General features: G+C 72.3%; 10 protein-coding genes. 5 read left to right on the forward strand and 5 right to left on the reverse strand.

Annotated features, from left to right (window positions below):
* Positions 1 to 56 precede the first annotated feature (56 nt).
* Positions 57 to 1,025 (reverse strand): class I SAM-dependent methyltransferase, encoded by a 969-nt coding sequence (locus IPI43_03035; GenBank protein ID MBK7773101.1) that lies wholly within the window; start codon positions 1,023 to 1,025, stop codon positions 57 to 59.
* 283 nt (positions 1,026 to 1,308) lie between these two features.
* On the opposite strand from IPI43_03035, the gene IPI43_03040 reads away from it, so the two are divergent.
* Positions 1,309 to 3,783 (forward strand): sulfatase, encoded by a 2,475-nt coding sequence (locus IPI43_03040; GenBank protein MBK7773102.1) that lies wholly within the window; start codon positions 1,309 to 1,311, stop codon positions 3,781 to 3,783.
* Positions 3,784 to 3,798: 15 nt separating this feature from the next.
* On the opposite strand, the gene IPI43_03045 is transcribed toward IPI43_03040, so the two are convergent.
* The 3 genes from IPI43_03045 to lnt form a co-directional block, all read right to left on the reverse strand.
* The gene (locus IPI43_03045; GenBank protein MBK7773103.1) at positions 3,799 to 6,153 is read right to left on the reverse strand and encodes a transglycosylase domain-containing protein; all 2,355 of its coding nucleotides are present in this window, start codon (positions 6,151 to 6,153) and stop codon (positions 3,799 to 3,801) included.
* Positions 6,154 to 6,227: 74 nt separating this feature from the next.
* A complete protein-coding gene (locus IPI43_03050; protein MBK7773104.1) occupies positions 6,228 to 11,885 on the reverse strand; it encodes a hypothetical protein in 5,658 nt (1,885 codons plus the stop codon).
* A gap of 76 nt (positions 11,886 to 11,961) precedes the next feature.
* Positions 11,962 to 13,575, reverse strand: a complete 1,614-nt coding sequence (lnt, locus tag IPI43_03055) for an apolipoprotein N-acyltransferase (GenBank protein MBK7773105.1) — start codon at positions 13,573 to 13,575, stop codon at positions 11,962 to 11,964.
* Between the two features lie 127 nt (positions 13,576 to 13,702).
* Here lnt and IPI43_03060 point away from each other — a divergent pair, with 127 nt between their 5' ends.
* The 4 genes from IPI43_03060 to radC all read left to right on the forward strand — a co-directional run bounded on the left by IPI43_03060 (position 13,703) and on the right by radC (position 16,733).
* A complete protein-coding gene (locus IPI43_03060) occupies positions 13,703 to 14,305 on the forward strand; it encodes a hypothetical protein (protein ID MBK7773106.1) in 603 nt (200 codons plus the stop codon).
* Positions 14,302 to 15,231, forward strand: coding sequence for an ABC transporter permease (locus IPI43_03065; protein MBK7773107.1), 930 nt, complete (start codon positions 14,302 to 14,304; stop codon positions 15,229 to 15,231). The genes IPI43_03060 and IPI43_03065 overlap by 4 nt, the downstream gene beginning before the upstream one ends.
* Complete coding sequence (locus IPI43_03070; GenBank protein MBK7773108.1) at positions 15,228 to 15,878, forward strand: hypothetical protein; 651 nt, start codon at positions 15,228 to 15,230, stop codon at positions 15,876 to 15,878. Before IPI43_03065 ends, IPI43_03070 begins: the two co-directional genes overlap by 4 nt.
* Before the next feature lie 117 nt (positions 15,879 to 15,995).
* A complete protein-coding gene (gene radC, locus IPI43_03075; protein MBK7773109.1) occupies positions 15,996 to 16,733 on the forward strand; it encodes a DNA repair protein RadC in 738 nt (245 codons plus the stop codon).
* 25 nt (positions 16,734 to 16,758) lie between these two features.
* On the opposite strand, the gene IPI43_03080 is transcribed toward radC, so the two are convergent.
* Positions 16,759 to 18,081 carry a VWA domain-containing protein gene (locus IPI43_03080; protein ID MBK7773110.1) on the reverse strand — a complete coding sequence of 441 codons (1,323 nt, stop codon included), beginning with the start codon at positions 18,079 to 18,081 and terminating at the stop codon, positions 16,759 to 16,761.
* Positions 18,082 to 18,326: the final 245 nt, after the last annotated feature.

Genomic DNA, 18,326 nt, shown 5'->3' on the forward strand with positions numbered 1-18,326 from the left:
AGGATGCCACATGCCGCGCGCCCGGCGCTAGGGCCGCGCGGCATATGGCAGGGGCATCAGGCGTCCTTGCGAACCAGCACCACGCGGTACGTGTCCGTGCCGTCCACCATGCGCTGGTAGAGCATGGTGTCGGGGTTGCGCGCGAAGTTCTTGAGGGCCACGTCGGCCTGGCCGCGACGCACCTTGCCGACCACGGGGATCTTGAAGCCGTGGAAGGCGGTCATGCACTGGTCCACGTAGGTGTCGATGCGCGCCTTGTCCTGGTCGCGCGCCGCGATGGCCTCGGCGGTGACGTCATCCTGCTCGCGCACGTGCATGCCGATGCTGGCGAGGTAGTCCATGCAGGGCTGCCACGTGGAGTCTGGGATCGCGTTGCCCCACACCAGGAAGCCACCGGGCTTCAGCAGGCGATGGGCTGTCTTGAAGAAGCGCTCGTCCTCTTCGGTGACCTGCCCCGCGTGCTCGGTCACGTGCGTCTCGTTGACCGCGACGAAGTCGGCGCTGCCATCGGGAATGGTGAGCTGCGTCGCATCGCTGCAGGTGGCCACGAGCCGCCCGCCCAGCTCGGGAACGAACTTGCGTCGGCACGTGAAGATGGCGGCCTGCTGCATGTCCACCGCCTCGTAAGTGGCCTTCGGGAGGACGTTGGAGCAAACGTGGTGAGCCCCCGCGCCAGTACCACAGCCCATCTCGATGATGTGCACCTTGCCGTTGCGCGCCGCGATGTACTCCTGCGCCTCGGCGAAGTGATAGAGGCCCGTGTAGGCGTTGCGCCCGAAGCGCTGTGGCTCGGACGGCTTGGTGGGTGACGCGCCCCAGCGCTCGGGCCAGGTGTACCCCCAGGTGTTGAAGGTGAACTCATAGCGCTGACCGTGCTCGTCCTTCACCTCGCCCATGGAGCGATAGAGGGCATAGAGCAGCGAATAGAGTGAGCGCTTGTCGTAGTCGTCTTCGGACACGTCTCCGTCCGACACGGAGATCTTGCTCTTACGCTCGGCCGCTGCGCTGAGGATCCAAGCGCCCACGATGAATTGCAGTTGTGTTTTCGAGTAGTCAGACTTGTTGCTGAGCGCGGTCAAGATATCCAAACGGGGGCCTCTTCTTTCGTTTTCGCTGTCTGGGGGACCGGGGACAGTACTGGAATCCATCAGAATGAGCGAATGGTATCTCGGCGCGGACACGCGGCGCTTGCAGGAGGCGTGATGCGGATGCGGAACGATGCACACGCGACCCGGGACCCCTGGGAATAGGCTCCGCGGGAGGTGCGGTTGCTGGCCGCGGCAAATGCTCTGTGGTAGCCGCGGAGTCGTGACCCCCATGAAGCAGCTCTCTCCCTGCCCATCCCCTCCATCCTCGTCCCGCACGGCAGGTTGGGCCTGTGTATCCGCCACGCTGGCCCTCGGGCTGCTGGTGGCCTGCAGCGGTGACGACACGGCCCCGGCGGCGGACCCGAGCGCAACCCCGGCCGCGGCGGCGCCGGGTGAAGGCCCAGCGGTGGCGGCGGCTCCCGAGCAGCCCGTGGCGCCACCTGCACCACCCCCCGAGCGCGCCCCGGCGCCCGACGGAACGCGCGTGCACATGGACCTGGTCACGCTCCAGCACCTGGCCGACGTGGACGTGGACGGGCTCTTCATCGACTTCGGCACGCCTGCCCGCATGAAGTACACCTCGGGCAACTGGAGCAGCGGCTTCACCCGGGACCACGAGAGCGCGGGCGTCACGTGGACGGGCTTCGGCACGCTCGGGCGGGTGTTCTTCCCGGCGGAGGACGCGAGCGCACGCAGCATCCACGTGCGGCTGAAGGGCGTGGGCGGCACCCGGCTGATCGCCTTCGTGAACGGCACGGAGGTGGGCGGCGGTCCGGTGGAGCCCGGGGACTACCGCGACGTGCGCCTCGAGGTGCCTGCGGCCGTGATGCGCCGTGGCGAGAACACGCTGCTGCTGCGCGGGGACGCCGTGAGCCCCGTCTCGGGCGAGGACGTCTCGTTCGCGCTCGACCGCATCACCATCACGCGCGCCGACCGGGCGGAGCAGCCCGAGCCCTTGCCGCCCCTGCTGCGCGAGGTGAACGCGGGCGTGGCGCGCAGCGCGCTGGCGCTGCCGGCTGCGGGCAACCTCTCCTACTACCTGGAGGTGCCGGCGGGCGCCTCGCTGGTGCTGGGCGCCGCCCGCGCCGACGCAGGCGAGGGAGAGCGCAGCGCCGAGGTGCGCGTGACCACCGACGGCGCCGAGCCACGTGTGCTGGCCACCGTGCCGCTGGCGGACCGCTTCGTGGACCAAGCGCTGAGCCTCGCGGACTTCGCCCACCAGCACGTGCGCGTGGAGCTGCGCGGGGTGGGCGGCGCGGTGGCCTTCAGCGACGTGCGCGTGGTGGTCCCGGCGCCAGCGGTGGAGCCCCTGGCGCAAGACGCCCGCAACGTCATCGTGCTCACCGTCGACACGCTGCGCGCCAGCAAGCTGCGCACGTACAACCCGCGATCGCGGGTGCGCACGCCCGCGCTCGACGCCTTCGCCACGAGCGGCACCGTCTTCGACCGCGCGCAGAGCCCGGAGAACTGGACCAAGCCCTCGGTGGCCAGCATCCTCACGTCGCTCTACCCGGCCACGCACAACGCCAAGTACGACACTTCGTCGCTGCCGCCCGGCGCGCTGCTGGTGTCCGAGGTGCTGGAGCAGGCGGGCTTCGCGACGGCGCAGTTCTCGGCGAACGGCTACGTGTCGGACCGCTTCGGCTTCGCGCAGGGCTTCAACACCCACGTGAACTACATCCGTGAGACGCGCAGCACGGAGGCCGAGACGGTGTTCCGCGAGGCCGGCGACTGGATCGAGCAGCAGGTGGCGCGGCAGCGCGCCGCGGCCACGGAGGGCGAGCCGCCGCCACGCTTCTTCACGTACATCCAGACCATCGACCCGCACGTCCCGTACGACCCGCCCACCAGCTTCTTGGACATGTACTTCGAGGGCCCCTACACGGGCCAGGTACGCAACCGGATGACGGGTGACCTGCTGGGCCGCGCCAAGGAGAACCCGCCGCGCGTGGTGTTCACCGACGAGGACAAGCTGCGCCTCGAGGCGCTCCACGACGCCGAGATCAGCTACCACGACCACCACTTGGCGCGCTTCCTCGCGCGCATCGAGCAGCTGGGCCTGAACGAGAACACGCTCTTCGTGATCACGTCGGACCACGGCGAAGAGTTCAACGAGCACGGCAGCTGGGGCCACGGGCACTCGGTCTACCAAGAGCTACTGCACGTTCCGCTCATGATCCGCTGGCCTGGCGTGGCGCCCGCCGGAGCGCGCGTGCGCGACGTGGTCACCACCATGGACATCGCGCCCACCATGCTGGAGGCGCTGGGCATGGCTTCGCCGCCCGACTTCGAGGGGCGCTCGCTCATGGGCTACCTGCGCGGGGCGCCGCCGCCCGGCCCGCACGTGGCGTTCAGCGACTATCAGGAGACGCGGCGCGTGATCCGCAGCGGGGACGCCAAGCTCATCTTGCGCAGCAACGGGACGCACGTGCTGTTCGACCTGGCCACCGACCCGGGCGAGCGGCGCGAGCTGAACGGCAGCGCGAACCCGGTGACCATGCGCACGCTGCGCATCTTGTCCGGGGTGTTCCTGGGAGCGGCAGACCGCCGAGGCTGGATCCTGGGGCGTTCGGGCGAGGCGCGCTCGCTGCGAGGCAACGTGCCCATGACGCGCGAGCTGTGCCTGCAGCTGGCTGCGCTGGGCTACATCGTGGGCGACTGCGAGACGTTCCCGAGCGAGCGCCCACGCCGCTGAGGCGCTCGGCCCTGGTCAGTGTCGCTCGAGCGCGTGGACGGTGAGCGTGACCTCCACCCGCTCGGCGCCCCGGCGCGCGGTGATCCGATGGACGCCCTCCACCGGGAGCCAGCTGGCCTCACCCACGGGGAGCGGGTTGCCGTTGATCTCCCAGCGCACGTCGGAGGCCACCGGCGCGCTCGAGCGCAGCTCGGTGGGCGTGGGGCGCAGCGGGTCCACCCACCACTCGGCTCCGTCGGACGGGTGCTCGATGCGCAGCGGACCGTCGGCGCGCGCCGCTTCACCCACGAGCCAGCCCTCCCCGCGTGCCCACTCGGCGCCGCGCGCGTCGAGCAGCACGGTGCCGCTCTCGTCGTGCAGCATGCAGGACTCGGTGGGCACACGCCCCGGCACGAAGCGCTCGGCGATGGTGGTGGAGCAGCCCGCGTGCGGCAGCTGCCCCGAGAGCGCGCACACGGGCACCGTCTCGCTGAGCGGCGTCGCGTCCAGGGCCTCACGCTGGTCGTCCACGCCGCGCTGGGCACGCGCGGCCGCGAGGATGCGTGCGGCCACGGGCGCGGCCCCCTCGAAGCCGCTGACTCGCTCGAGGGGCGCGCCGCCCGGGTCGCCCAGCCAGACCACCACCACGGTGCGGGCGTCGAAGGCCACGGCCCACGCGTCGTGGTAGCCGCTCGAGGTGCCCGTCTTGAGCGCGAAGGGCTCGCCGCCTGCCTCGGCCTCGAGGTCGCGCCCGAAGGCCAGACGCCGCGCCGTGCCGTCGGCGAGGATGTCCAACGTGGTGGCCGCCGCGAGCGGCTCGAAGGTGCGCGTCTCGACGGGGGGCTCAGCATCGCTCGCGGCGCCCCCTTCGGCGGGTGCCTCGGCAGGAGCGCCGGGCATGGCCTCGCTCGCGCCAGCGTCGCCTGCGGACGCAGGCTCCGAGTCGTCCGCGGGTGCCTGCGGGTAGCGCTGCAGCGCCACCATGTGGCCCGCGTTCAGCAGCGCCGTGTAGGCGCGCCCCAGCTCGAGCGGCGAGACGTCCACACCACCCAGCACCACGGCCGCGCCCACCTCGGCGGCCGATGGAACCTCCGTGAAGCCCAGGTCGCGCAGGCGCTGCACGATGGCCGGTGCCCCCACACGCCGCGCCACGTCGAGCGCCGCCAGGTTGAGGCTGCCGGCCAGCGCTGGGCGGGCACGCACTGGCCCGTGCTCGCGTCCGTCGTAGTTTTCGGCCTCGAAGTGGGTGCCCCCGGCGCCCGTCATGCCGCGCGCCGTGTCGTCCAGCAGCGTGGCCGCATGCGCGCCCCCCTCGAAGAGCATGGTGTAGGCGAACGGCTTCAGCGTGGAGCCCGGCTGGCGTCGCGCGCGCAGCAGATCCAGCTGGCCTCCCGCGTGCTCGGCGCCTTCGCGCGCGGCGCCCACGTACGCCAGCAGCTCGCCGGTGCGCGCGTCGATCACCACCCCAGCTCCGTTGCGCACGCCGCGCGGCTCGAGGCGCGTGACGGCCGCGCGCAGCAGCGCCTCGCTCTCGGCCTGCAGGGCGGCGTCCAGCGAAGTGCGGATCACGCGGCCCCGGGCTCGGGCGCTGGCCGGCACGGCGTCGTCGCGGTGGTCCGCCATGACGCGGTCCACGAACCGTGGGGCGCGGTAGGCGCGCACGTCGTCGGTCAGGATGCGCGGACGGCTGGCGACGGCCGCTCGATACTCGGCCTCGCTGATGAGCTCACGATGGCGCATGCGCCGCAGCACCTCGTCGCGGCGAATGAGGGCCGCCCGCAGATGACGACGCGGCTCGGTGGCGCTGGGCGCACGCGGGATGCCGGCCAAGAGCGCCGCCTCCGCCACGCCCAGGTCGCGTGCTGCCACACCGAAGTAGGCCTCGCTCGCGCGGCCCACGCCCACGATCTGGTCACCGTAGGGCAGCCGGTTCAGGTACTGCTCGAGGATCTCGTCCTTGGTCATGGCGCGCTCGAGCGCCAGCGCGCGCAGCACCTCGAGAGGCTTGCTGAGCAGGCCGTGCGGGCGCCCGTGCGTGAGCTTGATGGTCTGCTGTGTGATGGTGCTGGCGCCGCTCTTCAGGCCGAAGGGCACCAGCAACTGGAAGACCGCGCGGGTGGTGGCCAAGAGGTCCACGCCGGGGTGCGAGCGGAAGCGCCCGTCCTCCGCCGCGATGACGGCGGCCACGAGGTGCGGCGACACCTCGTCGAGCGACACCCAGCGCCGGTCCACTCCGTCCACGCGCGACTGACGGAGCGGCACGCCGTGGCGGTCGAGCACACTCAGCGCGTCGGGTGGGTGCGCGAAGCGGCTCTCGTCGAGCGTGACGCCGAACGACGCCAGATAGCCCAGCAGCAGGCCCAAGACCACGACGCCGACGGCGCGTGGCACAGCGCGAGCGACTGCGGCCGCCCACCGACGTCGCCTCGTCGGGCGCGTCGGCGGAGCGCTCGGCGCGCGGTCGCTCACTCGCTCGCCACCTCCAGCACGAACGCCGCCGAGTCACCGCCCACGCTCGGGTCGTCCTCGGACTCGATCTGTGCGGGGGGTGCCACGAAGCGCCCCACCGACGTCGCGCGCACCGCGTAGGTGTACTCGCGCAGCCCTTGGCCCAGGCGCTGCAAGCGGAAGTGCGCGCCGTTGGCCTCGAGCGAGCGCTGCTCGATGTCGCGCACGGAGCGCATGGCGTGATGACCCGCAGGCCCCACCACGTCGTCCTCCGGTCCCATCCCCAGCATGGCGCGCAGCGCCGACACCGGGCTGCCGTCGTTCAGCGTCTCGATGGCCTCGACGCCGCCGGGCAGCGGGTCGTAGAGGAACATGCGGCCGTCGGCCTCGCCGTAGGCGAAGAGGCGCACGCGGATCATCTCGCCCAGCTGGACGCGGTCGCCCGACGCGATCACCCGTCCGTCCTCGTGCTCGTAGCGCCGGTGCAGCGTGATGGCGCCGCGCGGCTCGGTGAACTGCCCGTCTTCGATGCGCTCGCCCAGCGGCTCGGCCCACTCGGCATCCACCGAGAAGAACACGGCTTGCTCTGCGGGGGCGACCACCGTGAGCGCGTGCGCGGCACCGCCCAGCGACGCCGTGGAAATGCGGTAGCGCAGACGGCCACCCTCACCCGCCGTGGCCGCCACCGCCTGCCCATCCACCAGCACCGTGGGCGGCGTGTGGAACTCGGTCCCCAGCAGCGCCGCATAGGCCGCGAGCGCACGCTGCGCGTCGGCCGCCGCGGCCAGGCTGTACCAGCCGTAGCGCGAGCGCGGTTCCACGCGGCGCAGCAGCGACGCAACAGCCTCGCCGATCAGGGCGTCCTCGGGACGCACCCGCAGCGCCAGCTCCAGCACGGACGCGAGCGCATCGATGGAGACGGAGTCGATCTGCTCGGGCAGCCCCGACTTGATCTCGTCCAGCAGCGTCACGCGCAAGCGGTGATCGTCCGGCAGCGCGAGACCAATGGAAGCCCGTCCGCCCACGCTCAGCGTGTCGCGCAGCTCGATGAGCGCGTCCACCATGGGCTGCGCCACCGTGGCCCCGGAGAGCACGAGCACGCGCAGCGCGTAGGTCAGCTCGTCGGCGGAGCGACGGCCCTGGCTCGGGCGCTCGAGGGCACGCGTGAGCGCCGTCAGGGTGGCGGCGCGCGGCGCGGCCGGCACCGTGGCGCCCGCCTGCTCGGCCAGCACCAGCGCGTGGAGCACGCGCGTGTGGTCGGCGAGCGAGAGGCGATGCTGCGGTGAGCGCACCCCATCGAGCAGGTCCTGCACCGCAGCCTGGAGGCGCGTGGCCCGCACCTCGGGAGCCGCGTCGCCCGTGGCCACGCCAGCCGCCAAGAGCATGACGCGCGCCGCGTGGTGCGTGACGCCGCCGTAGGTCGCACGCTCGGCCACCAACATCATGGCCTCGGTGCCCACCAGCGGGTGTGGTGCCAGCTCGAGGTCCATGCGGCCCCGCAGGTTGGTGGGCAGGTCGAGAGCCACCTGCGAGCGCGTCTCTTCCTCGCCCCCGCGCACGAAGCCACGCGCGTGGCTGCGACGGTAGACCGCGCGCGGCGCTACCGGCAGCGTCCGCACCGCCTCGGCCGTGGCCCCGCCCGTCACCGCGAAACGCAGCGGCAGGGTGCCCTCGCCGAGCGGCACGCGGTGCATGCTGGCCACGCGCTGCGACCGGCCGGGCGCGAGCGAGAGGTGCTGGCGCCCGAGCTCGCGATCACCCGCCGTGAGCACGACGTCCAGCTCCTGCGCGCGCTCGCCCGTGTTGTGCACGAACGCCGCCACTTCGAAGCTGTCGCCCTCGGTCACGAAGCGCGGCAGCGCGGGCTGCACCTGCACGTCGGTCATGGTGCGGATGGTGGCCTCGGCGCCTGCCGTCCCGAGCCCGGCGTCGATGACCACGGCCATCACGCGGTACTCCGTGGCGCGCGCGGGCAAGCGCAGCGTGGCGCGGGCCCGGCCTTGCGCGTCGGTCACCAAAGTGGGCGACCAGAGCGGCGTGGGGTCCAGGATCTCGTCCTCGGGGCGCAGCGTGCGCAGCGCGCCCTCTTCTTCAGCGCCGTCACCGCCGTTGCGCACCGCGTTCTGAGCCACGCGCGACGCGAGCGTGCGGCGGAGGTCTTCCCACGCGAAGTCGCCGTCGATGGTGCTGGCGAAGAGAAAGTCCAGCTCGGGGCGCTGGTAGTCCGTGAGCCTCAGGCTGCCTTCGTCCACGGCCCACAGCGCGAGCGACACCTGCGCCGGCTGACCATCGCGCGTGACGGCCACGTTCACCGTCACCTCTTCGCCGGGGCGCGCGTTGGCGGGCGCCTCCACGTTCACCACGAACGCCTGCGTGGCGGGGCGCACCGTGAGCTCGATGGCGCCGAGACGCAGGTCGGGCCCCAGCAGGTCGTGCGTGGCGGTGGGCGCACCCACGCGACCGCGCACCAGCGTCACCGTGACCAGCGCGCTCGGCACCATGTCGCGGCGCAGCGGCACGGCCAGCTCTTGCGCCCCGCGGCCCACCTCACGCACGGCCACCACCTCGGGCACCCCGCCCACGTCCACGGTGACCAGCGCGCGAGCCTGCTCGAAGGGAGACTCGAAGGCGATGCCCGCCGTCTGGCCCACTGCGTATTCGCGCTCGCGCGAGGTCAGCGTGATCGCGGTGCCGGGCGGGTCGCGGTCGGGCACCTCGTCCGCGGCGGCGACGTAGGTGCGCACCGCCGAGAGCGTCCGGCGGCCGGCCTCGTCGGTCACTTCGGCTTCCAGCACGTAGGTGCCGCCGCGAGCGGGGCGGTGCTCACACGACACGGGCTCGGCCGCGGAGCGCAGCGTGCACTCGTGGTCCACTTCACGGCGCAGCTCACGACGCTCGCGCATCTCGCCGCCCGTGCGGTCCCAGAAGGTGTGGTAGCTCTCGCGCACGAAGCGGCCGCGCACGGTCTGGCCGGGGACTGCGGCCCCCGTCCGATCGATGACGATGGCGGTGAGCGACAGCGGCTGCGCGTGGGGGATCCAGCCCTGCACGTGGCGCACGCCCACCTCGACCGCGGCAGGATAGAGCGTGACCACCTTGTCGGCCCCCACGCTCTGTCCCGCTTGGTCCGTGACGCTCGCCTCGAAGACCACGCGCGAGCGCTGCCCCGACTGCGCGTCACCGGGGATGGTCACCACCGTGCTCTGGTCCTCACGCAGGACCTCCACGCCGGCCTCGAGGGTGCCGCGCCCGCCGGCGCTCTCGCCCGTGCCGAACTGGAACGCCTGGTAGGCGCGTGGATAGTTCGCCGCGCCGTGACGCGCCAGGCTGTAGCGCAGCTCGCCGCCGGTGAGGCGCCCACCGAAGAGGTAGTTCGCGTCCACCTCGAAGCGCAGCGGGTCCCCCGCGAAGGCATGCTCGGGGGCGCGCACGTCCACGCGGAACGAGGGCTGCCGGAAGGAGGACACGTCGAAGCTGGCGCTGCCCACCCGCACGTCGCGCGCGTTCTCGCCGTCGCCGCGGCGCACGAAGATCTCCACGCGGTGCTCGCCGAGGGACGCGTTGCGCGGCAGGCGGAACTCTGCGGCGCCCGCGCCATAGGTGTCCAGCTGCACGTCGCTCGACTCGAGGGCAGCGCTCTCGGTGGGCCCCATCAGACGAATGGAGATGCCGCCGCGGGCGGCCACCGCGTCGCCCGCTTCCACGCGGCGCAGCGTGGCGCGAACGCGCACGCGCTCACCCGGCCGGTAGGCCCCGCGGTCGGTGAAGACGTGCGCGCTGGGCAAGTCGGCGGCGCCCTCGGCGGCCCCCTCACCAAGGCTGAAGTGACCGGCTCCGATGGCTCGGCCGCGCTCCACCACCACCACGGCGCGGCTGCTCTCGGTGCGCGTGACCACGGCCACGCGCTGGGTGGCCAAGCCCGTGGCGCGCAAGAACACGACACCGTTCGCGTCGGTGCGCGCGCGCTCGCTGGCGGCGCCCAGGTCCGACGGGGACGTGGCGTTGCGGGCCACGCGGAAGAGCTCCACCTGCGCGTTGGCCACGGGCGAGCCGTCCGAGAGCTTGGTCACCCACACCAGCGCCCCACGGCTGGTCACGCGCACGTTGGGCGCGAGATCGCCCTGCTGCACGAAGACCGCGTGCGACTGGGCGCGCGCCCCGGCGGCCGCGCGGAAGCTGAGGGCCGCCATGTCGGCGCGCCGGGCAGCGCCGTCACGCCAGCGCAGCGTGCCTTCGCCCCAGCGGTTGGCGCGCGAGTCCGGCACCAGGGGCTGGAGCGGGATGGACGAGCCCTGCCCCGCGTCCGAGGCGTGCGTGGGGAACAACGCTGCCAGCGCCTCGCCGCCGTTGGCCACGGGCACGTAGCGGGCCACCGCCGTGTCGGCGTGCACGGCTGCGAAGCGTATGTCGGCGGACGCGTCGCCCTCCATGGCCACCAGCTGGCCATCCAGGTGCACGCGCACCTCGGGGTTGAGCCCGCGGCTACGGATGGCATAGGGCGGCGTGCGCTCGAGGCGCACCGCGTTGGCGGTGTCCACGTTCCCCACGCGCACCTCGTAGACCTGGTCGGGCTCCCAGTCCGCCACCACGCCGAAGCGCCGCGGCTGCTGCGGGTCGAAGCGCAGCGCCAGGTTGGGCGGCGTGGGGCGCACGCGGATCTCGCTGAGCGCAGGCGCGCTGATGGCCTCGGACGCGCGGAAGCTGAACTCCTGCTCGATGTCCAGCACCTCACCCGGCTCGCGGTCGGCCGAGCAACGCAGCCCCGACGACTGGCAGTTGACCCCGTCGATGCGCGGCCGCGGCAGCACCGAGAACGCGACCATGGAGGGATACGAGCTGGTGCCGCCGGCCCAGCGCGGCGTGAGCGCCATGTGGATGCGCGCCCCCAGCTGCAGCGGGCGGGTGGGCACCACGTCCACCTGGAAGCCGCGCTCTTGCACGCCGCGCGCGCGCACCGTGACCGGCAGGGTGCGGTGGCCACCGTCGGCCTCGAACACCAGGAGCTCGCGGCCCAGGTCGGCGGCCGACACGCTGGCGTCGAAGAACAGCGGCATGGGCTCGCCGGCGGTGATGCTCTGGGTTCCCGTCGAGCGCAGGCGCGGCGTTCCGTCGAAGACCACCAAGCGCTCGTCGCCGTCATCCACCAGCGCGCCATCCAGCGACGAGAGGGCGGTGTCGAGGGTCATGGTGGCCTCGCCCACGCTCGAGGCCGGCCACGCGCGCTCGTTCGGCGTGAACACCAGCGTGCTGCGGTTGGTCCAGGTGGCCGTGCCCGGCACCGCGGGGCGGAACACGAGCGGGATGGCGGTGAGCGGGTCGCCCACGGCGGCGCGGCCCACCATGGGGCGGTTGAAGCGCAGCGAGATGCTCTGCCCGCGCCGCAGGTGGATGGAGTTGCCGCGGGGCGAGAGCAGCACCAACGCCTCCGGGCGGTCAGCCGCCAGCAGCGGGTCGAGCGGGGCCGCCGGCCGCGTCGTCCCGGGCTCGCCGGGGAAGCTGGCCAGGGCGGCGAGGCCCGTGGGCAGCGGCACGGCGTGCGTGGGCTCCGAGGTGGTCGGGCTGGGGATGCCACCGCAGGACACCCCGAAGACCACGCCCAACGGCGCGAGCACGAGCGAGACGAACCAGATGGCGCGCGCACGAGGGCGCGGCGGCGTGTGACTTTCCAAACCCATGCCGAAGGGGGTAGCACAGAGTGGGCCGCGACCGTGAGCCCCCTCTCCGTGCTTGGTGGCAGGGGCTTGGCGGGGTTCAGGCCTCGGCTTCGGGGACGGCTTGTGGCTCTGGCGACACGGGCTCGTTGCGCGGCGGACGCGATCGCACGCGGGCCCAGGCCACGAGGCCGAGAAGCGCCAACAACACCAGCCACTCGAAGGTGCGCCCGATGCGCACGTAGAGCGTGCGCCCGATCAACCCCTCGGCCCCACCCAGCTCCGCCACCGTGGTCACGAAGGTAGTGGCCTCGTAGGTGCCCGTCAGCACCACGTTCTCGCCCGTGGCGGCGACGTGCCCGCTGACGCCGGTGTTCACCGCGCGCACCAGATCGCGCCGCGTCTCGATGCTGCGCATGCGCGCCACCATGTGGTGCAGGTGCGGCTCGCTGGTGTTGCCGAACCATGCGTCGTTGGTGACGTTCACCAGGTAGTCCGGGCTGTGCTCGGCGACGGCGCGCCCGTAGTGGTCCAGCACGTCCTCGTAGCAGTTGAGCACCCCGATACCAGAGCCGGCCAGGGTCATGACCTCGGGCGCCTCACCCGGATAGACCCCCGGGCACTGAAAGGCCCACTGCAGCGGCGGGAGCACCTCCCAGAGCGGCACGCGCTCGCCGAAGTAGAGCAGCTCCACCTTGTCGCTCTGCCCCGTGACGCGGCCGTCGGCCTCGAGCGCCAGCACCGAGTTCCACACCGCGCAGCCGTCTCCATACGTGGCCGTGCCCACCAGGATGGGCCCGCGCACACCATCGCGCAGCACGGCGTGCACGCCGGTGCGGTCGTGCGTGGCGTCGCGCTCGAAGCCGAAGGGGTAGGCCGTCTCGGGCCAGATGACCACCTCGGCGCCCGCCGCCTCCACCTCGCGGGTCTGGCGCCGCAGCACCTCCATCTGGGCCCGGAAGAAGCGGCGATCGTGCTTCTCGAAGATGCCCACGTTGGGCTGCACCACGCCCACCCGCACCGTGGGGGCCGCGGCGCGTGCCGCCCGGACTTCCGCCAGCCGCTGGTGACCATAGACCGCGGGAGACACCAGGCAGAGCACGCTGCCCACCAGCAGCGCCGCCCGCGCGCGGCGCGACGCGGGCGCGAGACCGAGCGGCGTGTCGAACGCGGCGAAGGCCATGCACCCACCCGCGAGGAGCAAGAGGTCCAGCAGGGCCTGCCCCGCCAGATCGGCGCCCTGCACCCAGGCCAGTGACGGCAGCATGCCCACGGCCGGGTGCCACGGGAAGAGCTGCCACACGAAGGCGAAGCCCACCGTGAGCGTGATGGGCAGCCCCAGCGCGAGCGGCACCCCGCGCGCCCGCAGCGCCCCGGCGACCGCCCCGCCGAACATCATGGGGCCGGCCTGCCCGGCCCACAGCAAGAGGCCCACCAGCATGCCGGCGATCCACGGGAACCCCGCGAAGTCCTGCAGCAGGCCCACCACCCAGTACAGCACCAGTGCGTTGCACGCGGTGCCCGCCGCGAGCCCCACCAGCAGCCCGGTGCGCGCCCCTTGCTTCACGCTCTCGAACCCGGGAGCGAGGCCCATGGCGATGCCGAAGAGCGGCGCGAACAGCACCGGCCCACCGGGCACCTCGTGGGGAGCCGCCGCGAGCCCCAGGAAGAGCCCCGCGAACGCGGCCAGCAGCAACGAGCGAAGAAGGGTCACGGGGCCGGACCCTGCGCGAAGTGCGGCGAAGAGGCAACTCTCGGCGCGCGACAAGCTCGACATCCTGCGGGAAAACCACTATCCATCGCGCGTGTCCAGCGCCCCGCGACTCCACGAGCTTCGGCGAATGCATGCGGCCACGGGTGCCCCCCTGCTGCTGCTCGGCTGGGTCAGTGTGCTGGTGGTCGGCTACCGCTTGCTGGGCGGCCCCTCCTCACAGCTGGACTGGCTGCCGGGCGCCGGCCCCCTCGTGGGGTGGGGGGGTCTGATGACGCTCGGCCTCGCAGCCCACTTGGGCGTCCGCATTCGGCTGGGCGATGCGCTCGAAAACACCGCGAGTGAGGCCGACGCGGACGGGCGGAGCCTGCGGATGGGCGCGGGCGCGCTGTCGCTCCTGGCGGGCATCGCGGCGCTCTTCCTCGTCGCCGGCGTCGTCTTTGGGGGTCGCAGCGCGCCCGAGGTGTACACCCTGCTGGACCAGGCGCTGAGCGGTTCCGTAGGCGTGGGTGTGGCTTGCTTCCTCGGGGCTGCGGGTGGGCTCTACCTGTCGGAGGAGCTGCCGCGCGCCACCGTGCAGCTCGGGGTCGTGCGGACCGAGCGCGCGCTGCGCGCCGCACAGGTGATCTCCCTCCTCATGGGCGGTATCCTCTTTGCCGCCAGCATGAACCTCGTCAGTCACTTCAGCGTGGGTCGCGCGCTGCTCGGCGCGGCGGCCGGAGGTGCGCCGTGAGCCGCATCTACGCCATCGCCCTCAACACCTTTCGCGAGGCCGTCCGCGACCGCGTGCTGTACGGCATGCTCGCGGTGGCCATCCTCATGCTGCTCTTCAGCCTGGCGCTCGGAGAGCTGTCCCTCGGCCAGAACGAGCGCGTGGTCGCCGACGTGGGCATGGCGTCCATCTCCTTCTTCTCGGTCATCATGGCCGTCTTCCTGGGCGCGTCGCTCCTCTACAAGGAGATCGAGCGCAAGACCCTCTACGTGATCCTCCCGAAGCCCATCGCCCGCTACGAGTTCCTGCTGGGCAAGTACTTCGGCATCGTGGCCACGGCCGGCGTCTTCGTGGCCATCATGGGCGGGGTGCACCTGTGGGTCACGGCCATCCAGAAGGGCGCCGACATCTTCACCAGCCTCGGCGTCGTTGCGCTGGCGCTGGCTGCGCTGGGCGGCATCGCCTACAAGGCACGCGATCGCACGGCCGTCGTGGTCCCGTGGGCGCTGGGGTTCCTGGCGCTCATGGCGTGGTTCGCAGCACACCACGAGGCCGACGTGGGCTACCTGCTCGCAGCCTTCGCGCTCAACGTGGGCGAGCTGGCGCTGGTGGCCGCCGTGGCCCTGCTCTTCTCGTCGTTCTCCACGCCGTTCCTCACGGGGGCCTTCGCGCTGGGCGTGTGGGTGATTGGCCGCTCGGCCGACACCATGGCGTCCATCCGCGGCTCGCGCGTGCCGGATGAGGTCCAGGCGTTGCTGCACACCGCCGTGAAGGTGGTGCCCAACTTCCACCTCTTCGTCCCGGGCCGCAGGGCGCTCACGGTGGGGCTCATCGAGCAAGGCGGGGTCTGGCCGTACGTGGGCCAGACGCTGCTCTACGGGACGGCGTACGCCACGCTGCTGCTCGTGTTCGCGTCCCTGATCTTCCGGCGCCGAGACTTCCTTTGAGCCGCGCCAAGCGCGTTGCCCTTCGTGTGCTCGCAGCCGCGCTGGTGCTGCTGGCGCTAGTCGCGGCGCGCGTGCACGTGGAGTCGGCGCGTGAGCTGCAGGCCGCCGAGGTGGCCGCTGCTGCCGGCGACGCGCGCAACGCGATGGTCCACCTGCGCCGCGCCGCGCGCTGGCACGCGCCGCTGAACCCTGCATGCACGGAAGCCCTCGCGCGCCTGCGCCAGATCGCCGAGCAAGCCGAGGCGGCCGAAGACGTGGTCACGGCCCTCTATGCCTGGCGTGCCATCCGCGGTGCGAGCGTGGCGGGCGAGAGCCTGTTCACCCCCCACGCGGAGGAGACCGAGCGCGCCGAAGAACACCTGGCGGCACTGATGGCTCGCGTGGATCCGCCGCAGATCGACGCCGGCGACAGCGTCGGACAGCGACAGGAACGCTATCTGGCCGCGCTGCGCGAGCACGGTCGCCCCAACCGCGCAGCGCTTCTGGCCGCATGGCTCGGGCTCGCGCTCTTCGTGCTGGGGCTGGGCGGCGTGGCCACGCGCGGCTTCGACGTGGAGGACCGGCCGCTGCGTGACGCGCTCGGGCGGCACGCGGCCGTGAGCGTGGCGGGCTTCCTGCTGTTGGTGGCTGGGCTGGCGCTCGCGTAGCTCCACGGCCACCCGGCGGCCGCCGGCGGGGCTGGCGGATCGCCACCCCGGGTGCCTCCGAATCACGGGAGACTCGCCGGATGGGTGCAGGCGCAACGCCTGCAGGGGAGTCGGCCCATGCTGCTCATGACCTCCGGCGACAGCCCGCACCCTGCCCTCCCCATCCGAGACGACACGCCCGCATCGGCACCGCCGCGCCACGGCCCACGCGAGCGCCTGGTGGAGCAAGGCGCCGAGAGCCTCTCGGCCGAGGACCTGCTCGCGATCCTGCTGGGCACCGGCAGCGCGAGCGAGCCCGTGGCCCTGCTCGCAGCGCGCCTGCTGCACGAGCTGGGTGGTCTCGAGGGCCTCGAGCGCAAGGGCCCGCGCGAGCTCATGGGCATCCGCGGCCTCGGCCCCAGCAAGGCATGCCGGCTGGCGGCCGCGGTGGAGCTGGGACGCCGGGTGAGCAAGCGCCCCATGACGCGTGGCGGCCAGCTGCTGTCGAGCGCAGACGTGGACGCCTCCATGCGGCCGCGCCTGGCCGCGTCACGCATCGAGGAGTTCCTGGCCATCCCGCTGGACGCCAAGAACCGCCCCACCGGCGAGCTGCGCGTGGCCGTCGGCGGCCGCTCGAGCTGCCCCGTGGACCCGGCCGAAGTCTTCCGCAGGCTGCTGCGCGAAGCTGCGTCGGGGGTCATCTTCGTGCACAACCACCCGAGCGGCGAGCCCTCCCCCAGCCCCGAGGACATCGCGCTCACGGCCCGCCTGGTGGAGGCGGGCGAGCTGCTCGGCATCCGCGTGCTCGATCACATCATCATCGCGTCCGAGGGCTACTTCAGCTTCTTGGACGCGGGGTTGATGACTCGCGCCTAGGCTCGCGCGGGTCGACCGGTTCGCCTCACTCGAAGATGACCGTGTCGCAGGGGAAGCTCGCGTCCAGCGAGGCCATGCTGGCGGCCTGCAGCTGCTGGCACGCAGTCCCCATGATCTCCACCGTGCTGGGCCCCGTGAGCTGCCAGCCGTTGCCGGGCGCACACAGCAGCATGGTGCGCTGGGCACCCTGTACCAGCTCGATGGTGCCACCCGCGCACGGGTCGCTCTGCCACGTGGGCACCGAGCCGTTGAGCTCGATGGTGCACGAGATCTCGTCTCCGATGATGGAGGTGAGCGCCGTGTTCAATGCAGCCACGTCGTTCACGCGCCAGCTCATGGCCGCCGGGCTGGCGTTGGGCGCGGCGCCGATGCCGGCGTTGGCCAGCTCGTTCACGTGATCTTGCGCCAGGTCGTCCTCATCGGCGACGGCCAGCACGAAGGTGCGGATGCCCGCTGCATGAGCGCGCTGCACGGCTGCCACCGACCACGCCTCGGGGTTGTCGGTGTAGTTGTCGAAGCCCTGGCAGTTGTCGCTGTGGGTCGGGTCTCCGTCGGTCGCCAAGATCAGGATGGTCGGGTCGGAGGAGCTGGTGACCGTGGAAGCCAAGCGCTCGAGCAAGTAGTCGATGGCGGGGCCCGTGGGCGTCCCACCGCTGGGACCGGAGTTCAGATACTGGCCGTCGTTCGACCCGTTCCCCGCAATGACATCCCGCGCCGAGGTCGTGGAGAAGGGGCTGATCACGTTCACCCGCGTCTGGCCGCCCTCGGTCACCGGTGTGTAGATCCGCATGGTGCGGCAGTCACCGTCGGCTCGTGTGTAGGTCAGCGCCCCGAAACGAACCTGGTCCTGCAAGTCCGCGATCAAGCCTTCCTCTGCGGGTGCGGCAGAGGTCCCAATCAAGGTCGAGCGGAGCCCGCGCCAACGACTGAGGTCGCGGGTCGCGCTGCTGGTGCCGTTGGCGTAGCAGTCTCGGTCACCGTTGTTCAGCGGGCACTGCGCCCCGTCCGACAGGTCGAGCTCCCAGCCCATGGACCCGGAGCGGTCGACCAGGAAGATCACGTTGGGCGTCACGCGCGTCGCCTCGACGGTCACGCGGGCGCAGACGTCGCCGTCCGGCTGGGGCCCGAGGTCCACGGGCGGCCCGAAGTCCGGACGTGGCCCGTTGTCGCGCGGCCCGTTGTCCTGCGGGCCAGCGTCCGCGCTGTCGGGCGGCGTGCATACGCCCGTGCTCGGGTTGCAGGTTCCGTCCCCACACAGCGCGTTGGCCGCCGAGCAGTCCGCTGTGCACGTGTCGTCGGCGCCGCAGTAGTAGCCGCTGGGGCAGGCCGCATCGGAGCAGTCCAGCATGCACTGGGCCGGCGGGTTGGCCTCCTCGCAGAGCTGCCCACACGAGTAGGCACCGCCCGGGCAGCGACCACCCGGCCCCGTGTCGGAGCCGCAGCCGGCGAAGAGGAGGGACGCGGCGAGGATGCCGAGCCCAGAGAATAAGGAAGACGAGCGATGCATGGCGGACTCCATCGAAGAGAGGCGGCGTTCCCACACCCCAGGGTGATCGATGTCTTGATTCTACCCTGGGCGGAATCGCTTGGCTA

This window comes from Sandaracinaceae bacterium (assembly GCA_016706685.1).
Lineage (GTDB): Bacteria > Myxococcota_A > Polyangia > Polyangiales > Houyiibacteriaceae > JADJJE01.

What these genes read in the sequence shown, in the direction of transcription:
- IPI43_03050 (MBK7773104.1), bottom strand. Translation starts at nt 11,885, where the DNA reads ATGGGTTTGGAAAGTCACACGCCGCCGCGCCCTCGTGCGCGCGCCATC.
- IPI43_03060 (MBK7773106.1), top strand. Translation starts at nt 13,703, where the DNA reads ATGCATGCGGCCACGGGTGCCCCCCTGCTGCTGCTCGGCTGGGTCAGT.
- radC (MBK7773109.1), top strand. Translation starts at nt 15,996, where the DNA reads ATGCTGCTCATGACCTCCGGCGACAGCCCGCACCCTGCCCTCCCCATC.
- IPI43_03080 (MBK7773110.1), bottom strand. Translation starts at nt 18,081, where the DNA reads ATGCTGGACTGCTCCGATGCGGCCTGCCCCAGCGGCTACTACTGCGGC.